This window comes from Roseibium litorale, assembly GCF_014842915.1.
GTDB lineage: Bacteria > Pseudomonadota > Alphaproteobacteria > Rhizobiales > Stappiaceae > Roseibium > Roseibium litorale.
Window position 1 is genome coordinate 424,938 of record NZ_JACYXI010000001.1, and the last position, 17,048, is coordinate 441,985.

General features: G+C 59.0%; 16 protein-coding genes. 7 read left to right on the forward strand and 9 right to left on the reverse strand.

The annotated features are described in order from the left end of the window. Positions 1–3 precede the first annotated feature (3 nt). Positions 4–300 (forward strand): antitermination protein, encoded by a 297-nt coding sequence (locus IG616_RS02275; protein WP_192145974.1) that lies wholly within the window; start codon positions 4–6, stop codon positions 298–300. A 3-nt stretch (positions 301–303) separates the two neighbouring features. Here the strand turns inward: IG616_RS02275 and ttcA are convergent, their stop codons facing one another. Both ttcA and rpsD read right to left on the reverse strand, forming a co-directional pair. Continuing rightward, positions 304–1,281: a tRNA 2-thiocytidine(32) synthetase TtcA gene (gene ttcA, locus IG616_RS02280; RefSeq protein ID WP_192145976.1), complete on the reverse strand. Its 978-nt coding sequence runs from the start codon at positions 1,279–1,281 to the stop codon at positions 304–306. Between the two features lie 153 nt (positions 1,282–1,434). Then, complete coding sequence (rpsD, locus tag IG616_RS02285; RefSeq protein ID WP_192145979.1) at positions 1,435–2,052, reverse strand: 30S ribosomal protein S4; 618 nt, start codon at positions 2,050–2,052, stop codon at positions 1,435–1,437. A 564-nt stretch (positions 2,053–2,616) separates the two neighbouring features. Between rpsD and IG616_RS02290 the strand changes: the two genes are divergently transcribed. Continuing rightward, complete coding sequence (locus tag IG616_RS02290) at positions 2,617–4,437, forward strand: GGDEF domain-containing protein (protein ID WP_192145981.1); 1,821 nt, start codon at positions 2,617–2,619, stop codon at positions 4,435–4,437. 49 nt (positions 4,438–4,486) lie between these two features. Here IG616_RS02290 and murI read toward each other — a convergent pair whose 3' ends face one another. Then, entirely contained in the window at positions 4,487–5,284 is a 798-nt protein-coding gene (gene murI / locus IG616_RS02295) for a glutamate racemase (protein WP_192145983.1), read from the reverse strand. After that, positions 5,285–6,091, reverse strand: a complete 807-nt coding sequence (locus tag IG616_RS02300) for an RNA methyltransferase (RefSeq protein ID WP_192145984.1) — start codon at positions 6,089–6,091, stop codon at positions 5,285–5,287. A gap of 161 nt (positions 6,092–6,252) precedes the next feature. On the opposite strand from IG616_RS02300, the gene IG616_RS02305 reads away from it, so the two are divergent. Beyond that, positions 6,253–6,804 carry an STM3941 family protein gene (locus IG616_RS02305; protein WP_192145985.1) on the forward strand — a complete coding sequence of 184 codons (552 nt, stop codon included), beginning with the start codon at positions 6,253–6,255 and terminating at the stop codon, positions 6,802–6,804. Here the strand turns inward: IG616_RS02305 and IG616_RS02310 are convergent, their stop codons facing one another. After that, positions 6,805–7,356, reverse strand: a complete 552-nt coding sequence (locus IG616_RS02310; RefSeq protein WP_246476068.1) for a GNAT family N-acetyltransferase — start codon at positions 7,354–7,356, stop codon at positions 6,805–6,807. Then, positions 7,353–7,892: a helix-turn-helix domain-containing protein gene (locus IG616_RS02315; RefSeq protein ID WP_246476069.1), complete on the reverse strand. Its 540-nt coding sequence runs from the start codon at positions 7,890–7,892 to the stop codon at positions 7,353–7,355. Before IG616_RS02315 ends, IG616_RS02310 begins: the two co-directional genes overlap by 4 nt. Before the next feature lie 187 nt (positions 7,893–8,079). On the opposite strand from IG616_RS02315, the gene IG616_RS02320 reads away from it, so the two are divergent. Together IG616_RS02320 and IG616_RS02325 are read left to right on the forward strand one after the other, a co-directional pair. Next, the gene (locus IG616_RS02320; RefSeq protein WP_192145987.1) at positions 8,080–9,048 is read left to right on the forward strand and encodes a DUF8189 domain-containing protein; all 969 of its coding nucleotides are present in this window, start codon (positions 8,080–8,082) and stop codon (positions 9,046–9,048) included. Positions 9,049–9,154: 106 nt separating this feature from the next. Beyond that, positions 9,155–9,718: an HdeD family acid-resistance protein gene (locus IG616_RS02325; protein ID WP_192145989.1), complete on the forward strand. Its 564-nt coding sequence runs from the start codon at positions 9,155–9,157 to the stop codon at positions 9,716–9,718. Between the two features lie 502 nt (positions 9,719–10,220). Here the strand turns inward: IG616_RS02325 and IG616_RS02330 are convergent. Continuing rightward, a complete protein-coding gene (locus tag IG616_RS02330; protein WP_192145991.1) occupies positions 10,221–11,969 on the reverse strand; it encodes a hypothetical protein in 1,749 nt (582 codons plus the stop codon). Positions 11,970–12,302: 333 nt separating this feature from the next. Between IG616_RS02330 and IG616_RS02335 the strand changes: the two genes are divergently transcribed. Together IG616_RS02335 and IG616_RS02340 are read left to right on the forward strand one after the other, a co-directional pair. Beyond that, complete coding sequence (locus tag IG616_RS02335; RefSeq protein WP_192145993.1) at positions 12,303–14,519, forward strand: NADP-dependent isocitrate dehydrogenase; 2,217 nt, start codon at positions 12,303–12,305, stop codon at positions 14,517–14,519. 292 nt (positions 14,520–14,811) lie between these two features. Then, positions 14,812–15,513 carry an HAD family hydrolase gene (locus IG616_RS02340; protein ID WP_192145995.1) on the forward strand — a complete coding sequence of 234 codons (702 nt, stop codon included), beginning with the start codon at positions 14,812–14,814 and terminating at the stop codon, positions 15,511–15,513. On the opposite strand, the gene IG616_RS02345 is transcribed toward IG616_RS02340, so the two are convergent. Next, complete coding sequence (locus IG616_RS02345) at positions 15,497–16,399, reverse strand: aldo/keto reductase (protein ID WP_246476070.1); 903 nt, start codon at positions 16,397–16,399, stop codon at positions 15,497–15,499. The two genes, IG616_RS02340 and IG616_RS02345, sit on opposite strands and share 17 nt — an antisense overlap. Before the next feature lie 258 nt (positions 16,400–16,657). Then, positions 16,658–17,020 (reverse strand): winged helix-turn-helix transcriptional regulator, encoded by a 363-nt coding sequence (locus tag IG616_RS02350; RefSeq protein WP_192145997.1) that lies wholly within the window; start codon positions 17,018–17,020, stop codon positions 16,658–16,660. Positions 17,021–17,048 lie beyond the last annotated feature (28 nt).

Sequence of the window (17,048 nt, forward strand, 5' to 3'; positions counted from 1 at the left end):
GACATGAAACTCGTTACGCTTGGATCGATGTGTCTGGGAGCCGCAGCAGCTATTGCTCTTGTCGGACAAGGTCTGGTGCCGGGCCTGCTGGATAGGCCCGCCGGTGGAGGAGACCTGACACGGACAGACTGTGCAAGGATCACGGTCTTTGCCCCTTCAGGACCCAAAACGGCAGAAGACCTTTGCCGGCCTTATGGCGGACTGGCACTTAAGAACGCCGCGCCCAGCGACGAGGGCCTGGTTATTCTCGTTCGCAATCAGCCTATGGGTGGCTTCAGGGCCAATACAGAAATCCGCTGAGCCTCATTCAGCCGCAAAGAGGTTGCGTGTCATCGCCAGACCAGCACCGCAGGGCTCTTCCGCACCGTCCCCGCCGGCGACTGACGCATCGCCCGGGCGCAGATTGATGAAATCATAGAGCGAGCGGTCAAGCAGGTGTGACGGGCGGGTGTGTCCCAGTGCCCGCGCCATGACGCCCAGGCGTCCGGGGGTTTCCTTTTCCCAGCCCTGGAGCATCCGCTTCACTTCCTCGCGCTGCAGCCCATCCTGCGAACCGCAGAGATTGCAGGGAATGATCGGGAACTGCATGCCCTGCGCAAATTTGGCGATGTCGCTCTCGGCTGAATATGCCAGCGGACGGAGAACCAGCAGATCCCCTTCATCATTGACCAGCTTCGGTGGCATGGATGCAAGGCGCCCGCCGTGGAAGAGGTTCATGAAGAAGGTTTCGAGAATGTCTTCCCGGTGGTGCCCCAGAACAATGGCCTCACAGCCCTGCTCACGGGCCACCCGGTAGAGAATGCCGCGGCGCAGGCGCGAGCACAGGGAGCAATAGGTCCGGTGGGCCGGGATCTTGTCCGTGACGATGGAATAGGTGTCCTCACGGATGATCAGATGCTCGATGCCGTTGGTCTCGAACCACTCGGGCAGAATATGCGCTGGGAAGCCCGGCTGGGCCTGGTCCAGATTGCAGGCGAGAAGGTCGACAGGCAGCAGGCCGCGCCACTTCAATTCGATCAGAATCGCCAGAAGACTGTAGCTGTCCTTACCGCCCGACAGGCAGACAAGCCATTTGGGCAGCTTGCCATCCTCACGTTGCGGGCCAACCATGGCGAAATCATCCATGGCCTGGCGCGCCTGGCGCAGCAGGCGCTTGCGCAGCTTCTTGAACTCGACGCTGGACGGCGCATTGTGCAGCACCGGCGGCACATCGGCGTCACCGGCTTCCGGCAAATTGTCCTGGACGGCGGCCTGATCCGTTGTTGAGTTCAACAAGCTCATAATCTCCTGAAGGTGTCCGCGCGGAAAATACTGGTGGCTGCCTCATAGGGCAAGACCTGCCATTTCCCATCCCGGCAAAGTGTGATGGGAACCGCGCCACAAAAAAAGGCTGCCCAGGTGGGGCAGCCTTTCCTTGTTCCGAACGGACCAGTCTTAACGCGAATAGAATTCGACGACCAGGTTCGGTTCCATCTGTACCGGGTACGGCACGTCAGCAAGAGCCGGAACGCGCGCGAAGGTCGCGGTCAGCTTGTTGGTGTCAACCTGGAGATAGTCCGGGATGTCGCGTTCAGCGGACTGAACGGCTTCCAGAACGATTGCCAGCTGCTTGGACTTTTCGCGGACTTCAATCACGTCGCCCGGACGAACCCGGTAAGACGGAATGTTGACGCGCTTGCCGTTGACCTTGACGTGGCCGTGGTTCACGAACTGACGTGCTGCGAACACGGTCGGAACGAACTTGGAACGGTAGACGATGGCGTCCAGACGGCGCTCCAGCAGACCGACGAGGTTTTCACCGGTGTCGCCACGCAGACGCGAAGCCTCTGCATAGATTGCACGGAACTGCTTTTCGGACAGATCGCCGTAGTAGCCCTTGAGCTTCTGCTTGGCGCGGAGCTGAACACCGAAGTCGGACAGCTTGCCCTTGCGGCGCTGGCCATGCTGGCCCGGGCCGTATTCACGCTTGTTGACCGGGCTCTTCGGACGGCCCCAGATGTTTTCGCCCAGGCGGCGGTCAATCTTGTACTTAACGCTATGGCGCTTCGACATCGCGGTTTCCTTTGTATAACGCGTTGTTCTTCTTCAAGGAAACGCGCCCTCCTTTACCCTCAGACAGGCTGAGGATCGACAGGGTTCCGGCATGGCTGCGCCGGCCAGAATCCCACGGGTGCGTGATGACTGAAAAGACGGAAAGTCTTCAGACCGGCGCGTGGTATAGGAGAGAGGCCAATTTGTCAATTGCAACCAGCGGGTTCCTGGGGGCCGGATGGTCTTTTTTGCCTCCGGATCTGGTTGTTTGCAGCTTAAAGATTGGACTTATGACCCGTTGCCCTATACCAAACATCGAAGGTATGGGAGACCAAGGACGACCGGGACGGAGGTTCCAGCAGCAGAGCCGGATAAGATATATTTTAAAACTGCAAATTATCTTCCCACGGCAGAGCTGCACCTGACGCGCAACCTCTTGATGGCAAAGTAGCACTTGGCCGATTTTTAGGAATAATTAAGCGCGCTCAAACATAGTTCTTTGATCTTTCGCACTGTAAGATTTCCGGAGCAGCCTAAAACTGGTGTCGTGGCCATGCGGCTGGAAACGAGCAGGAGGTAAACCAGATGGGTAGCGGGCACATTAGCCCCTTGTTTGCCGCGCCTCTTCCTGGGCATGCTCAGCATGTCCAGACGGATGCGTTCGATCTGGATATTCCGGAGCTGATCGAGAAGACCTCCTACGCGTTTCAGCCCATCGTCGATTTTTCCACCGGGGTCGTCTATGGCTACGAGGCCCTGATCCGGAACATCGAGCCCTTCGGCTTCAAGTCTCCGACTGCCTTGTTCAACCACGCAATGGCAACCGGACAGTTGCCTGAGCTTGAGCCCGCGCTCCTGCGCAAGGCTCTGGATATCTTTTCCAGTGTTCTGACGGCTCGTGGAACCAAGCTGTTTTTCAACCTGGATGGCCGTGGCATCGGCAGCGAACTGGACCCGCGCGCGCATCTCGCGACGATTCTGACGGAGAAAGGCTTCAGCCCGAGCCAGGTCTGCCTGGAGCTTTCCGAGCGCCACCAGAACGATTATTCCGATATTACCGATCATGCGCTGAACGACCTGCGCCGCAGCGGTTTCCTGCTAGCGCTTGACGACTTCGGCCAGGGTTTCTCTGAACTCAGACTGATGCACGATCTCGGGCCTGACTATGTGAAGATCGACCGGTTTTTCCTGACTGGAATCGACACAGATCCGCGGCGCAAACTGTTTGTGACCACGGTCGCCAATCTGGCCCACGTTCTGGGGGCCCGTGTCATCGCGGAAGGTGTGGAAACCGAGCGTGAGTTCAAGTCGTGCCGGGATGCCGGCTGCGATCTGGTGCAGGGCTTTTATGTCACGCCTCCACTTGAGAACATGAAGGCGCCGAAGCTCTTCTATGACCACGTCCGTGCACCGGTTTTCGGGAACAAGCGAAAGGAAGAGGAAGGCCGGATCCGGGCTGAGCTGCTGCAGCTGCCGACCATTTCGGATGGCGCGTCCATGAGCCAGCTGATGGATCTGTTTGTGTCCAACCAGAATGCTCAGCTTGTGCCGGTGCTCGACAGCAACCAGGAACCCCGCGGCCTGATCCATGAAAGCGATCTGAAGGCCTATCTCTATGCAGGTGGTTTCGGCGACGAGGACTACAAGGCTGCGCTCGACATGCCCCTGCGCAACTTCGTCCGTTCCTGCCCGATTGCGGATATCGATTCCAACGCGGACATGCTGCTGGTAACTTTTGCCTCGTCCCTGAATTCGGACGGCATCATCATCACCCAGAACTTCCGTTATGTCGGCTTCCTCTCGGCAACCTCACTCCTTAAGATCATTCATGAAAAGCGAATCGAGGAAGCTCAGGACCAGAACCCGCTGACCCGCCTTCCTGGCAACGAGGCCATCAACCGCTTCATTGCGGAAGCGGCCAAGATCCGGTCTTCGAACCGGCACTTCGTTTACTTCGACTTCGACAATTTCAAACCGTTCAACGACACCTACGGCTATCGTCAGGGTGACCGCGCCATCATTCTCTTCAGCGAACTGATGCAGCGGCACATTTCAGGCACCGGCTCTTTCCGCGGGCACATTGGCGGCGACGACTTCTTTGCCGGTTATATGAGCGGTGACCAGACGGAGATCGCAGGCGACCTGCTGACCCTGAAGCGCGCTTTCAAGCTGGATGTGGAGAGTTTCTACGATCAGGCCCACCGGGAGCGCGGTTACATCGAGGCGACCGACCGTTTCGGAGCAACCCGGATGTTCTCGCTGCTGGACTGCTCCATCTCCATGCTGACCTTGCCTTCGGGCGTGTCTCTGACGCCAGCTCAGGTCAATGCGGAGATCGCAGCACTCAAGAAACAGGCCAAGCGTTCGGACGATGGTCTCGCCGTCAAGACCTATCAGGAAGACTGACGGCAGCACGGCTCCTCAAAAAACAATCTGGAACACGAGAAGCCTCTGTTCAGGCTGGAACTTTCAACCCAAAGCCCGCCATCAACCGGACGGCAGCCGGTTCAGCCTGACCTGTGGTGAAAACCGCGATATCCGGATAGGCAGATGGGCCCGGGTTCCGCTGTGTGACGACCCTTGAAAGCTGGCGTGCGATGGCTTCCGCCGGATCGAGCCAGTCCACCGGCCAGGGTGCAACTTCCCGGAACCGGTTGGTCAAGAACGGATAATGGGTGCAGGCGAGCACAACGATATCCGTCCGCCGCCCATCCTTTTCTTCCAGAAAGCAGGCTTCTGTTTCTGCGCGCAGATCCTCGTCGGGAACAGCCTCACCACGCAGATGCGCCTCGGTCATTTCCGCCAGCCGGTCCGAGCCGACAAGACGCACATGGCAGTGCTTCGCGAAATTGGCAATAAGGTCGCGCGTATAGGCCCGGCGCACAGTGCCGGGTGTTGCCAGAACAGAGACGAGACCGGAGCGGGTGCGCTCAGCCGCAGGCTTGATCGCCGGAACCGTGCCGACGAACACCCGGCCGGGAAAGGCCTTGCGCAAAGCCTCCCCCGCAAGCGTGAACGCCGTGTTGCAGGCAATCAAAACCGCCTTGGGATCGTGCGCGTCAATCTGCCTGCCGACCAGGGCAATCAGGCGATCGGTCAGCGGCCCCTCTTCCCAGGCGCCATAGGGGAATCCTGCGTCATCAAGCACATAGACCAAGCGCTCGAACGGCAGCTTAAACCGCACCTCCCTGAGGACGGTCAGCCCGCCAACGCCCGAATCCAGAACGAGGATCGGCCGGTCATCCTGGCCCATTCACACGTCTCCCGTTTCCTCATCCTTGCGCGGACGGGTCTGGCGCTTTTCCAGCGCGGCAACGACACCCCGCAAGGCGCGAACTTCCTGATCGGTCAGCTCGGCCTTCTGAAAGATATTGCGCAGCGTACGAACCATGTGAGGGCGTCGCTCCACTGGACGGAAGAAGGTCACACCATCCAGAGCTGTTTCCAGATGCTCAAAGAAGCGCACGACGTCCTCCTTCGACGCGGGCGGATTTTCCTCTGGCGACAGGCGGAAGGGCAGCGCACCACCGGTTGCCGTCTTGCGCCATTCATAGGCGCAGACCAGAACCGCCTGGGCGATGTTCAACGATGCAAAATCCGGATCGACCGGCAGCGTGACGATCTCGTCGGCGAGCGCAACCTCATCATTGTTGAGGCCCCAGCGCTCCCGCCCGAACAGATAACCGGTCGCAAGGCCATTGACGCCAAGGCTGACGCACTTCTGCGCCGCTTCATCGGGTCCGCGCACGGGCTTGGGCACTTCGCGCGAGCGGGCGGTGGTGGCGAAAACGAACGTCAGATCGGCGATTGCCGCCTCAACGCTGTCAAACACCTGAACCTTGTCGATCACATGATCGGCCCGGCTTGCGGCAGCCCGTGCCTTCTCGCTCGGCCAGCCATCCCGCGGATTGACGATGCGAAGATCGGTCAAACCGAAATTGGCCATGGCGCGGGCAGCCGTGCCGATGTTCTCACCGAGCTGCGGTTCACACAGGATGACAGCCGGCGGGCGGACATCCACCTGCCGCGCTTCGTCGCGGATGTTTGCGTTTCTGGTCATGGCGCGGATTTAACCGAAGGGGCCGCACTTGGAAAGAGGCCATTGTGCCGCCGCCAGCGCTACGGGAAAACACTCTGCACAGCAGCGCGAACCGAATTGCAACTTCCGGCAGGGGATCCTACTAATTCACCGAACACCGCCCTGTCTGCGAGATCCCTTTCATGCACATCGACACGACCCGCCCCTTGGAGATTGCGGCCTCCCCTCTCAAGCGCATTGGCCTGTTTCTGCTCAGCCCCGTGATGGCCGCCGTTTCACTCTTTCCCATTCTCTACACCTGGGGCACTCCGGACGCGAACAGCCTGGTGGTGTTCTTCTGCTACATCGGAGTCGTGCTGTTCTCAGCCTGTGGCGTGCTGATCCTTTGGCGGACCTTGAAGGAAACCGGGACGGTGATCGAGATCCGGCCCGACGGCATCCGCGACATCCGCGACATCCGCGTTGCGGCGGAAGTCATTCCATGGAGCGCCGTTCTTGATATCTACACCTGGACCTATCAGCGCCAGTCCATCATGGTCGTCTCCATTCCGCAGGAGGTGGAGCAGACGCTGAACCTGACGCGCATCGCCCGCTGGTCGCGCAAGGCCAACACCTCGCTTGGAGCAGACGGCCTGTGCATCAGCGCTAGCGGCCTCAAAATCAGCTACGACCAACTTCTGGATGCCACATTGCAGTATCTCGCTGCCTGGCAAACCGCTCAGGAAAATCCCTGATCAAAGCTGCTTGTAAAACACCGTCGTGGCGGAATAGCCCTCGACCGGGTGGCGGGCGTAGTCTGGAATGACGCCGACACGGATATAGCCGCACTGCGGATAAAGCCCTTCCGCTGTATCGCCTGTCACCGTGTCCAGAACCAGAAGCGTGCGGCCAAGACTGACCGCAAGCTGGTCCAGCGCCTCCAGAAGCTTCCGGGCAATCCCTCTTCTGCGGAAGTCCGGATGCACCAGAAGCTTGGCAACTTCCGCCCTGTGGCGGCCATTGTCCTGCGGCGCCAGATCCAGCATCACCGTGCCGACGGGACTGCCCGCCTCCATGGCAGCCAGCAGATAACGCTCGCCATTCTCTATGCCCGGAAGGCGGCTTTGCCAGAAGCGCACCGCTTCCGCATGGCTGAAAGGCTGGACAAAACCGACGCCAGCCCCTCCTTCGACGCAGCCGAGCAAGATATCCGCGAGGAGATCAAGCTGTCTGGCCGCGTTCTCTGCTGAGAGGATTTCGATCTCAAGCGCCGGATTGGGGCTGGAAACAGGAGACATTTCATTCATGGAGCAACCACCGTCAGAATATAGCGGGCCTTTTCCGGCCCCGGCGCGTGATAACTGTTGCCCGAGCGCAGCCTGAAGCGCAGGCAGTCCCCGGCCAGCAAGCAATATGAAGTGCCCCCGACATCCACGTTGAGCGCCCCTTCCAGAAGAACCAGATAATGTTCCAGATCCGGCAGGGGCGAGGCCCCATAGGCCACCCTTCCGCCCGGTTCGATCTGCCCTTCGATCACGGTCGCCCGGAACCCGGGAGATGGCGGCGACAGACTGCGGCGGGTAAAGCCGCTCTCCTGATCCGTCCAGACCTCCTGCTCCGCATGCCGGACGACGGGAGGGGCCATCTCCTGCACCACACCGAAAAGCTCCGCCATCGGCACCCCAAAGGCCGTTGCCAGCTGCCCAAGCACCGCCGCAGTCGGGCTTGTCTCCCCCCGCTCGATCCGGGAGAGGGTCGCCCGGCTGATGCCGCACCGGGAAGCCAGCTCATCGAGAGACCATCCCCGCCCCTCGCGCAATGCCACCAAACTGCGGATTAACATCTCAACATCTGACATCTAGACCTCGAACTTCTCAAATATGAGAAATATCTCATATTTGATCAGATGCAATCCCCTGTCTCAAAATTATTGCCCACCTCTGTCTTGAAAGACGCTTTCGCGCCGGATTGACGGCCAAATGAGACCAAATTACCCTACGTAATCATTCCGGTATTCGGAGTTTCCCAAAATGCGGCAGTTTTCGTTGGTCGGACGGCTTGTTTTGAAAGCCGTCCTTTTCATTGCGGCCTTCTTTCCGGCGCAGGCAGACACAGCTTTTGCTCTGGACTTCAAACCGCTGGGGGGCATCTCAACATCACGGCCCTCTGTGGTGGTTTGGGGCAATGGCTACAGTCAGCGTGTCGCAATTTTCGTCCGCGGACAGGACAACGCCTTATGGTGGCAGGCGGGTAATGGCGCAGGCGAATGGTATGGCTGGGCGCGGATTGGCGGCGCCCTCAACGGTGCTCCCTCCTGTACAAATAATGGCCTGGGCTCTGTGGTGTGTATGGTCCGGTGGGCCGATGATTCCCTCGCCTATGCCACCTACGACATCAAGTCCGGCATATGGTCCGGCTTTACAAACGTCAGTGGCAAACTGATTTCCGATCCGGAAGTCATTCACGCCAAAACAGAAAGCGGAGCAGTTCTGCTTGCCTACGCCCTGGGACTGGACAACAGGTTGTGGGAGTGGCGGGCAAGCCGGAGCTGGAGGGTGACCGATGAGAACCGCTATTTCTCGTCAGGTCCATCATGTCTGCGCGGACTGAACGTTCTGGACTTCCCCTGCTTGATGAAAAACCGGGACACCAAGGCCTGGGAGCTCCTGCTCAGCCCAGATGGCGCCGTATTGCACGACAACGAGAAATACCCGCCGCAGTATGAAGCCGTATCCCTCGCCGTTCAGGACAGACCGGCGCTGTTTACGGCATCCACGAAGCCCAGCGACTTTTATGTGTTTTTCAGAAATCCGGCAGGGGAAATAACCGCGATGCGGCACACCGGACCAAACCTATGGTCAAAACTCAAGCCATTGCCAGGCAAGATTGCCTTTGATCCGGGATGCGCCCGCTTCCCGACCGGCCGTATCTGGTGTGCAATCGTCAATAGCACAGGCGCGGTTACAGCCCTGGGAATTGACACGGCTGATCTGAAATAGACGCCCGCATGCCTGATTTGCAAATACCTTACAATACAATCAAAAACTGTACAATTTGGACCCGGTCAGAACCCTACGGGCAAAACAGTCATATCGGAGATGGATCATGGCAGACACTTCTTCCAGCATGCGCGACATCCGCCAGAGGATCGTAGACAACTGGGGCTGGTTCCTGGCGCTCGGCATCTGCCTTCTGATCGGCGGCATGATCCTGATCGCCGCCCCGCTGGCGTCCTCCATCGCGATCACCCTGCTGATGGCAGCTGTTCTTCTGGTTGGCGGACTGGTCCAGATCTATCAGGCCCTCACGAGCAAGAGTGGTGGCCGCCATTTGTGGAGCCTGATTACCGGCATCATCGCCGTCATCGGCGCCATCGTCATCTACACCAATCCGCTCGCAGGCACCTTTGCCTTGACCCTGGTCATTGCCGCCGTTTTCATTGCCCAAGGCATCAGCCAGCTTCTGCTAGGCTTCCAGCTGAAGCCCCATCAGGGCTGGCTCTGGGTGGTGACCGCCGGTGCGGTCTCGCTGCTCGCAGGCGTCATGATCTGGATGGAACTCCCCGACTCCGCCGCCTGGGCCCTCGGCCTCGTCGCCGGTATCTCCGTCATGTTCAACGGCTGGAGCTACATCGCGATTGCTTTGGCCGCACGGGCGGTGAAGGGGTGATCCTCCGGATCATTCAAACTGCTGGCAAAGGTATAAACCTCTCGATCGTCATCCCGGCCAAGCGGAGCGCGAGCCGGGACCGGCGAGCCAAAGGATTAACGATTTCAAATAGTTGAATCCACAACTACCCCGACTCACCGGTCCTGGATCTTCGCTTCGCTGCGTCCGGGAAGACGAATTGATAGATTTGTCATCAATCCCGCTGATCCTCCGGATCATTGCCTGGCAAGATCAATGACGGTCAAACCTGCCCGCTTCAGAGCGTGACAAGACATGAAAGCGGTGCCGCAGACGCTCTTCTCCCCCCTTGCGGGGGAGATGTCAGCGATAGCTGACAGAGGGGGGTAACGCTTCAGAATATTCAGCCGAATTGATATGCGAAGAGAGGCTGCTACCCCCCTCTGCCCCCATTTGGGGGCATCTCCCCCGCAAGGGGGGAGACGGGTGTACGCCGAACCTCTCACGTACAAATTCGGTATGCGAGGAAGATCCACACAAGCCTTTAGGTATTGATTAGATCGTCACCGTCAGCCGACGTATCCTCCTTGTCATCAAGCGCATCTTTGACTTCTTGCGCCCAGCGGCCAAGCCTGTCAAAGCCCTTAATCAACAGACCGAGCGCAACCACTTTCGGACCAATCCCGACGACAAGACCAATCACAGCGACTTTAACTCCGGAATTTAAAAGGCCTGATAATGTTTTTGGTAAGTCAGCCCGAAAACGCTTCCATGTTTCGGCACCAATATCGTTCAACTCTTCACCACATCGCTTCCACACGGGTGAAACGAAATTTCTCACGTCGAGTGCTTGCAGTCCTGCGATCATTGAGCGTTTCTCGATAGCCTCAGCCTGAGCCCTCTCACCCCCTGCGCCTTCTATGATCGTCGTCAGATGCTGCTGCTCGGCGGATCCGTCTTTCAACGCCTCAACGGCGGATGCCCCAACAAATGGAGACGCTTCCGCGATCGCTGTTAGCTCGTCGACCGCCTTCCGGAAGGCTTCATAGTTGCGCTCATCCACCTTGAAGCGCATTGCCAACCTGTTGGCCTCCATCGCGCGCAGCTTTGGATAGAGACTGATCAGATCTTCGGCGCTGGCCGCAAGATCTGCAACGAGCGCCCGAGTGGAGCGCTCCCGATCAGATGCAGGATCGGCAAAGGCAGCGGCATCCGCTTCGAGCGCCCGGAAGCGCATCAGCAACCGGCCTTCGCGTATCTCTGCAGCTCTTCCTTGAATACAGTCCAGGAAAGACGACACCGAAGCGATCAGGCGGGGATCGGCGTGATTGCCCTTCAACCCTGACAATGCGGCAGATGCTTTTTCACGCAGCTCATCCAGGATATCTTCAGCGATCTCCGGATCAACCGGCGCTTCCCGCATTGGCTCGGCCTCAATCCGGTCATTCTGCCAGCCAAAAGTGTAAGGTGCAGGCCGCTGATCTAGATCGAGCTGTTCCCTGGGGGCCGAATGCTCCGCAATCAGCTCCTTGATCCGGGCATTGACGGCTGCAGGCCCCTGCTCCCACAGGTCTTCCGGCAAGGTAACCCGCGCGATTTCTAGAGGCTCATTTGCAGGACGCCCCTCAAGCCGGGCTTCGTACCAGTCGGTCCACACCTCCCAATCGTGGTTCGAACCAAGAAGATTGTCCCTAAGGCCAAGCCACAGATTTTGAACGTCTGAGGGCATCTCTCCGATCTGCCAAAGCGGTTCCCCGTGCACATTTCGCGATGCATTTACATGTCCGGAGTTGACGGAGAAGAAATCTTGGTCCCGCGCCATCGCAATGTGAGCTATGGTTTCACCGCTTGCTGCACCAACAACTTCACCGGTGTCTATCGACCTAATTAAATCCTGAACCCAGCTATAAGCATCAATTGAAAAGTCCAATGATCTTTCAGCGGCTATCTTATGGAGCCTGCCAACCGATATCCCAGAAAGAGAACGAAATGATTGAATAACATCTATTCTTGGGCCTCTCCTCCACCAGGTGGATTCAAGATTCTTGACCTCGAACGTGACTTTCGGACTCACCAAAGTCCCAAAATCATAGTTTACTAGAATAGCTGCTGCGGATCGAAAGAACCGCAAAGCCAAAAGCTCCACCTCTGACGCCACCGGCTCAGCTTGCCCAAGCATAACAAGAGGCAAAGCTCGCAACGCAGCTCTCGCGGCTATTACAGCTGCAACCTCGCGTGGTTGAGTATTAAGCCACGCTTCCATTTGCACCTTGTCAATTACCGGTTCCCGCATACCATCTCCCTCGCCACCTCCAAACTGGCCGGAGAGATCCGGACTTGCAACGAAAAGTGGCAGCCGGTGCAGAAGAACCCACAAGCTTCACGGTCAATGAAGCCTTGATAGCCGCAAGCCCTGTCGGCATCCGTTCACCTAGCGGAACACCTTAGCCTTGCTGGGTGTCTCCCCTGTTTTCCTTTCCTTCCGCGCCTGCTAGATCCTCTCTGTGAATTTGCTGGCGCGGGCTGGCAAAAGATTGCGCACAATTGTATACGCTTACGCGATAATTCATCCGGAGGCGCATCCGGCGCTTCCTGCGATTGGTCACAACGCCTGGGAACCCACGACATGTCCGACATTATCTACACCAAGGTCGACGAAGCTCCGGAACTGGCGAGCGCCTCGTTCCTGCCGATCATCAAAGCCTTTGCAAAGCCGGCCGGCATTGAAATCGGCACCAAGGACATTTCCCTGGCGGGCCGCATCCTCGCCAACTTTCCGCAGTATCTGACCCATGACCAGAAGCAGTCCGACGACCTCGCCGAACTCGGCAAGCTGGTTACCCAGCCGGACGCGAACGTCATCAAGCTGCCGAACATTTCCGCCTCCCGCCCGCAGCTGAACGCCGCGATCAAGGAGCTGCAGTCCCAGGGCTACAAGCTTCCGGACTATCCGGCAGAACCGGCAACGGACGAAGACAAGAAGGTCAAGGCGACCTACGACGCCATCATGGGCTCTGCCGTGAACCCGGTGCTGCGCGAAGGCAACTCCGACCGCCGCGCACCGAACGCCGTCAAGGAATTCGCCAAGAAGCATCCGCACTCGATGGGTGAATGGCTGCCGGCGTCAAAGACCCACGTTGCCACCATGGGCAAGGACGACTTTGCCGCCAATGAAAAGTCCGTGACAATCACGGCTGCTTCCGTTGGCACCGGCCGGATCGAATTCGTGGCCAAGGATGGCTCCGTCAAGGTTCTGAAGGACAACCTGAAGCTCACCGATGGCGAAGTGGTCGACGGCACGTTCCTCTCCGCAAAGGCGCTGCGCGCCTTCATCGAAGCACAGATTGAGGACGCGAAGAAGCAGGGCGTCCTCTTCTCCGTTCACCTCAAGGCAACGATGATGAAGGTCTCCGACCCGGTCATCTTCGGCCACTTCGTCTCCGTCTTCCTTAAGGACGTGTTCGAAAAGCACGCCGCCACCTTCGCAGAACTGGGTGTGAACCCGGATCTGGGCATCGGCGATCTGGAAGCCAAGGTCGCGACCCTGCCGGCTGACAAGGCCGCCGAAATCCAGGCAGACATCAAGGCTGCGCTCGACAACGGCCCGGCTATGTACATGGTGAACTCCGACAAGGGCATCACCAACCTGCATGTCTCTTCCGACGTCATCATCGACGCCTCCATGCCCGCTCTCATCCGCGCAGGCGGCAAGGGCTGGGGCCCGGATGGCAAGGAACATGACGCCAAGTGCGTGATCCCGGACAGTTCCTATGCGGGCGTCTATGACGCGGTGATCGAATTCTGCAAGAAGAACGGCGCTCTTGACCCGTCCAAGATGGGCACCGTGCCGAACGTCGGCCTGATGGCCCAGAAGGCCGAGGAATACGGCTCTCATCCGCAGACCTTCAAGGCGCCTGCTGACGGCACGATCCGCATTGTCGATGCGGCCGGCACCACCTTGATCGAGCATGAAGTGGAAGGCGGCGACATCTGGCGCGCCTGCCTGACCAAGGACGCTCCGATCCGCGACTGGGTCAAGCTGGGCGTCAACCGCATGCGCCTGTCCGGCATGCCGGGCATCTTCTGGCTGGACAAGAACCGCGCCCATGACGCGGAGCTGATCAAGAAGGTGGAAGCCTACCTGCCGGAGCATGACACCTCCGGTCTCGACATGAAGATCCTCGCCCCGGCGGAAGCAGCCCGTGTTTCCACCGAACGGATCGCCCGCGGTGAAGACACCATCTCCATCACCGGCAACGTGCTGCGCGACTACCTGACCGACCTTTATCCGATCCTGGAAGTCGGCACATCGGCCAAGATGCTCTCCATCGTTCCGCTGATGAACGGCGGCGGGTTGTTTGAAACCGGTGCTGGCGGTTCTGCGCCTAAGCACGTTCAGCAGCTGATGGAGCAGAACTACCTGCGCTGGGATTCTCTCGGCGAGTTCTGTGCCCTCGGCGCGTCCCTGGAGCACCTGGCCCAGGTCAAGTCCAACGCCAAGGCACAGATTCTGGCCGATGCCCTGGACAAGGCCATCGAAAAGCTGCTGGACAATGACAAGTCCCCGCAGCGCAAGGTCGGCCAGCTCGACAACCGCGGCAGCCATTTCTACATCGCTCTTTACTGGGCGCAGGGTCTGGCAGCTCAGGACAAGGATGCCGAACTGAAGGCCTATTTCGCTCCGGTCGCCAAGGCGCTCTCTGAGAACGAAGACAAGATCGTCGCTGAGCTCAACGGCGTTCAGGGCAAGCCCGCCGACACCGGCGGCTACTACCACGCCCCGGCTGAAAAGGTCGCTGCCGTGATGCGCCCGAGCGCAACCCTCAACGGCATCATCGGCTGATCAGGCTTATCTGCGCGAACAAACCCAAGGGGCGGCCACGGCTGCCCCTCAGGTTGCCTACACAGACACAAACCCTTCGATCGTCATCCCGGGCAAGCATCGCGCGACCCGGGACCGGTGAGCCAAAGAATAACGGTTTCAAATAGTTAAAAACCGAAACACCTTGGCTCACCGGTCCCGGATCTCCGCTTCGCTGCGTCCGGGATGACAAATTTAAAGGTTAGTCATCAATCTCGGGGGCGGCCACGGCTGCCCCTTTTCATTTTCAAAGAGCCACCGGAAAGGGCCTGCCATGCAGAGTGCTGTGAAAGCAATCCTCTTCGACAAGGACGGCACGCTCCTCGACTTTGATGCAACCTGGGCATCCGTGAACGAGGCAGCAGCTCTGTTTGCCGCCCAAAGTGACCAAGCCTTTGCGGAAGACCTGCTCAGGATCGCCGGAATGGATCCGGTCAGCCGGAAGACGGCAGGCGGCTCTCTCTTCGCGGCGGGAAATTCTGAGGAAATCGTGGAGGCCTGGGTTGCAGCCGGGGCGAAGTTTCAAAGGGATGCGCTGCGCCGCGGACTCGACCGGCTGTTCACCCGTAGCATGGATGCCGCTGCGGTTCTGCCCGGCATCCCGGAGGCGCTTGAAAGTCTCAGGACCTCAGGGTTCCGTTTGGGCGTTGCAAGCAGCGACAGCGAAGGCGCAATCCGGACCTTTCTGGAGGCGTCAGGTCTCGTCGGCCAGATCGAATTCATCGCCGGCTATGACAGCGGCCACGGTCCCAAGCCGGAGCCGGGCATGGTTCACGCCTTCGCCAGGCATCTGGATCTCGCGCCATCGGCCATCGCCATGGTGGGCGACAACACCCATGATCTGGAGATGGCCAGAGCTGCAGATGCCGGACTGGCGGTGGGAGTGCTTTCCGGCACCGGCACCAGAGCGGAGCTTGAGCTCCTCTCTGATCACCTTCTGCAAAGCGTTGCCGATTTGCCTAAGCTTCTGACGTGAAGACTTCCGTTTCAACGTCGGCCTGCTGGGCCGCGCTGTAGCGGGCGCCCTTGACAGTATTCTGATTGATCAAGGCATTCAGCTTCGCCAAGATCTCGCGAGACAGAGAGATCTCGCCAGCCCGGAAGTTTTCTTTCAGGTGATCCACACGGGTGGTGCCGGGAATGGCGACCACATGCTCGCCCTGGGCCAGAACCCAGGCAATCGCGAGTTCCGCCATGGAGCACCCCGCCTCTTCGGCGATCTTGCCGTAGTCCCGCAGAAGCTCAAGATTCTTGGCATAGGTTTCCGGCGCGAAGCGCGGCATGGACCGGCGCATGTCCTTGTCATCGGGATGTAGAACGGCGTCCATACCATGTTTGCCGGTCAGAAACGCCCTCGCCAGCGGCGAGAAGGCGACGAACGTCACCCCCAGCTCCCGGCAGGCTTCCAGCGTTGCGATTTCCGGATTGCGGGTCCAGAGCGAATATTCCGACTGAAGCGCCGCCACCGGATGCACCGCATGAGCACGCCGCAGGGTCTGAGCCGAGACCTCCGACAGGCCATAAGAACGGATCTTGCCTTCACGGATCAGTTCGGCAAAAGCCCCGGCGCTCTCCTCTATGGGAACGCTCTTGTCCAGCCGGTGTAGATAATAAAGGTCGATCACATCCGTCTTGAGGCGCTTGAGACTGGCCTCGCAGGCCGCCTTGATCCGCTCCGGACGCCCGTCAATGTCGCGGGACGCCCCATTTGTGCCGGGATAAAGACCGCATTTGGAGGCAAGGAAAATAGTGTCGCGCCGTGCGCCAAGCGTGTCGCCAAGAACGGTCTCACTAACCCCGGCCCCATAAATGGTCGCCGTATCGAAATGGGTGTAGCCCAGATCCAGCGCGGCGTTCAGCAAGGCTGAGGCCTCTCTTGCCGCCAGCGTGTTCCGTAGCCGTGAGCGTAATTCATGCAGCCGAGACCGACGGCGGTAACGTCGGAAGAGCCAATTTTGCGCAATGTCATGGAATTCAGAATCCCGGAGAGAAAAAGTAGGAGAGGCACTGACTATAGCAGCTTCTCGAAAAAGAAGTCTGGATAGGGATCGTCAACGAGACGGTTGACTTGGTTCAATGTCCCACACGGCAGACATTCACCGCCACGGTCCAATGCCAGGCTATCGCTCATTGTTTTCCGCCACGGTGTCTTCTGTCACATTCCGCCCCCATATCTTCGCCCAAGCGCCCAAGGGAACGAGCAAATCATAAAGCTCCTGCCCGAGGTCTGTCGTCACATACCCCTCGCCAGTTCTGGTGACCAATTGCGCCTCTCTCAGCTCGGCAAGCCGCTTGTTCAGAACGGCAGGGGAAATCGTCTCGCAACGCTCTTGAAGCTCTCGGAAGGTAGCGGGTTCGACCTCGTGCAGGGTCCACAAAACCCCCATCGCCCAACGGCGACCAAGCAGATCGAACAACGCCATGATCGGCGCGCCGCTGCGCGAACCGCGTACTGGTGTTCCAGGAATTGGAATTTTCGCCATCTCGCCACGCTACGTTTTTAATAGCAAA

Coding starts and splice junctions, on each gene's coding strand:
- IG616_RS02275 (WP_192145974.1), top strand. CDS start 4: ATGAAACTCGTTACGCTTGGATCGATGTGTCTGGGAGCCGCAGCAGCT.
- ttcA (WP_192145976.1), bottom strand. CDS start 1,281: ATGAGCTTGTTGAACTCAACAACGGATCAGGCCGCCGTCCAGGACAAT.
- rpsD (WP_192145979.1), bottom strand. CDS start 2,052: ATGTCGAAGCGCCATAGCGTTAAGTACAAGATTGACCGCCGCCTGGGC.
- IG616_RS02290 (WP_192145981.1), top strand. CDS start 2,617: ATGGGTAGCGGGCACATTAGCCCCTTGTTTGCCGCGCCTCTTCCTGGG.
- murI (WP_192145983.1), bottom strand. CDS start 5,284: ATGGGCCAGGATGACCGGCCGATCCTCGTTCTGGATTCGGGCGTTGGC.
- IG616_RS02300 (WP_192145984.1), bottom strand. CDS start 6,091: ATGACCAGAAACGCAAACATCCGCGACGAAGCGCGGCAGGTGGATGTC.
- IG616_RS02305 (WP_192145985.1), top strand. CDS start 6,253: ATGCACATCGACACGACCCGCCCCTTGGAGATTGCGGCCTCCCCTCTC.
- IG616_RS02310 (WP_246476068.1), bottom strand. CDS start 7,356: ATGAATGAAATGTCTCCTGTTTCCAGCCCCAATCCGGCGCTTGAGATC.
- IG616_RS02315 (WP_246476069.1), bottom strand. CDS start 7,892: ATGTTAATCCGCAGTTTGGTGGCATTGCGCGAGGGGCGGGGATGGTCT.
- IG616_RS02320 (WP_192145987.1), top strand. CDS start 8,080: ATGCGGCAGTTTTCGTTGGTCGGACGGCTTGTTTTGAAAGCCGTCCTT.
- IG616_RS02325 (WP_192145989.1), top strand. CDS start 9,155: ATGGCAGACACTTCTTCCAGCATGCGCGACATCCGCCAGAGGATCGTA.
- IG616_RS02330 (WP_192145991.1), bottom strand. CDS start 11,969: ATGCGGGAACCGGTAATTGACAAGGTGCAAATGGAAGCGTGGCTTAAT.
- IG616_RS02335 (WP_192145993.1), top strand. CDS start 12,303: ATGTCCGACATTATCTACACCAAGGTCGACGAAGCTCCGGAACTGGCG.
- IG616_RS02340 (WP_192145995.1), top strand. CDS start 14,812: ATGCAGAGTGCTGTGAAAGCAATCCTCTTCGACAAGGACGGCACGCTC.
- IG616_RS02350 (WP_192145997.1), bottom strand. CDS start 17,020: ATGGCGAAAATTCCAATTCCTGGAACACCAGTACGCGGTTCGCGCAGC.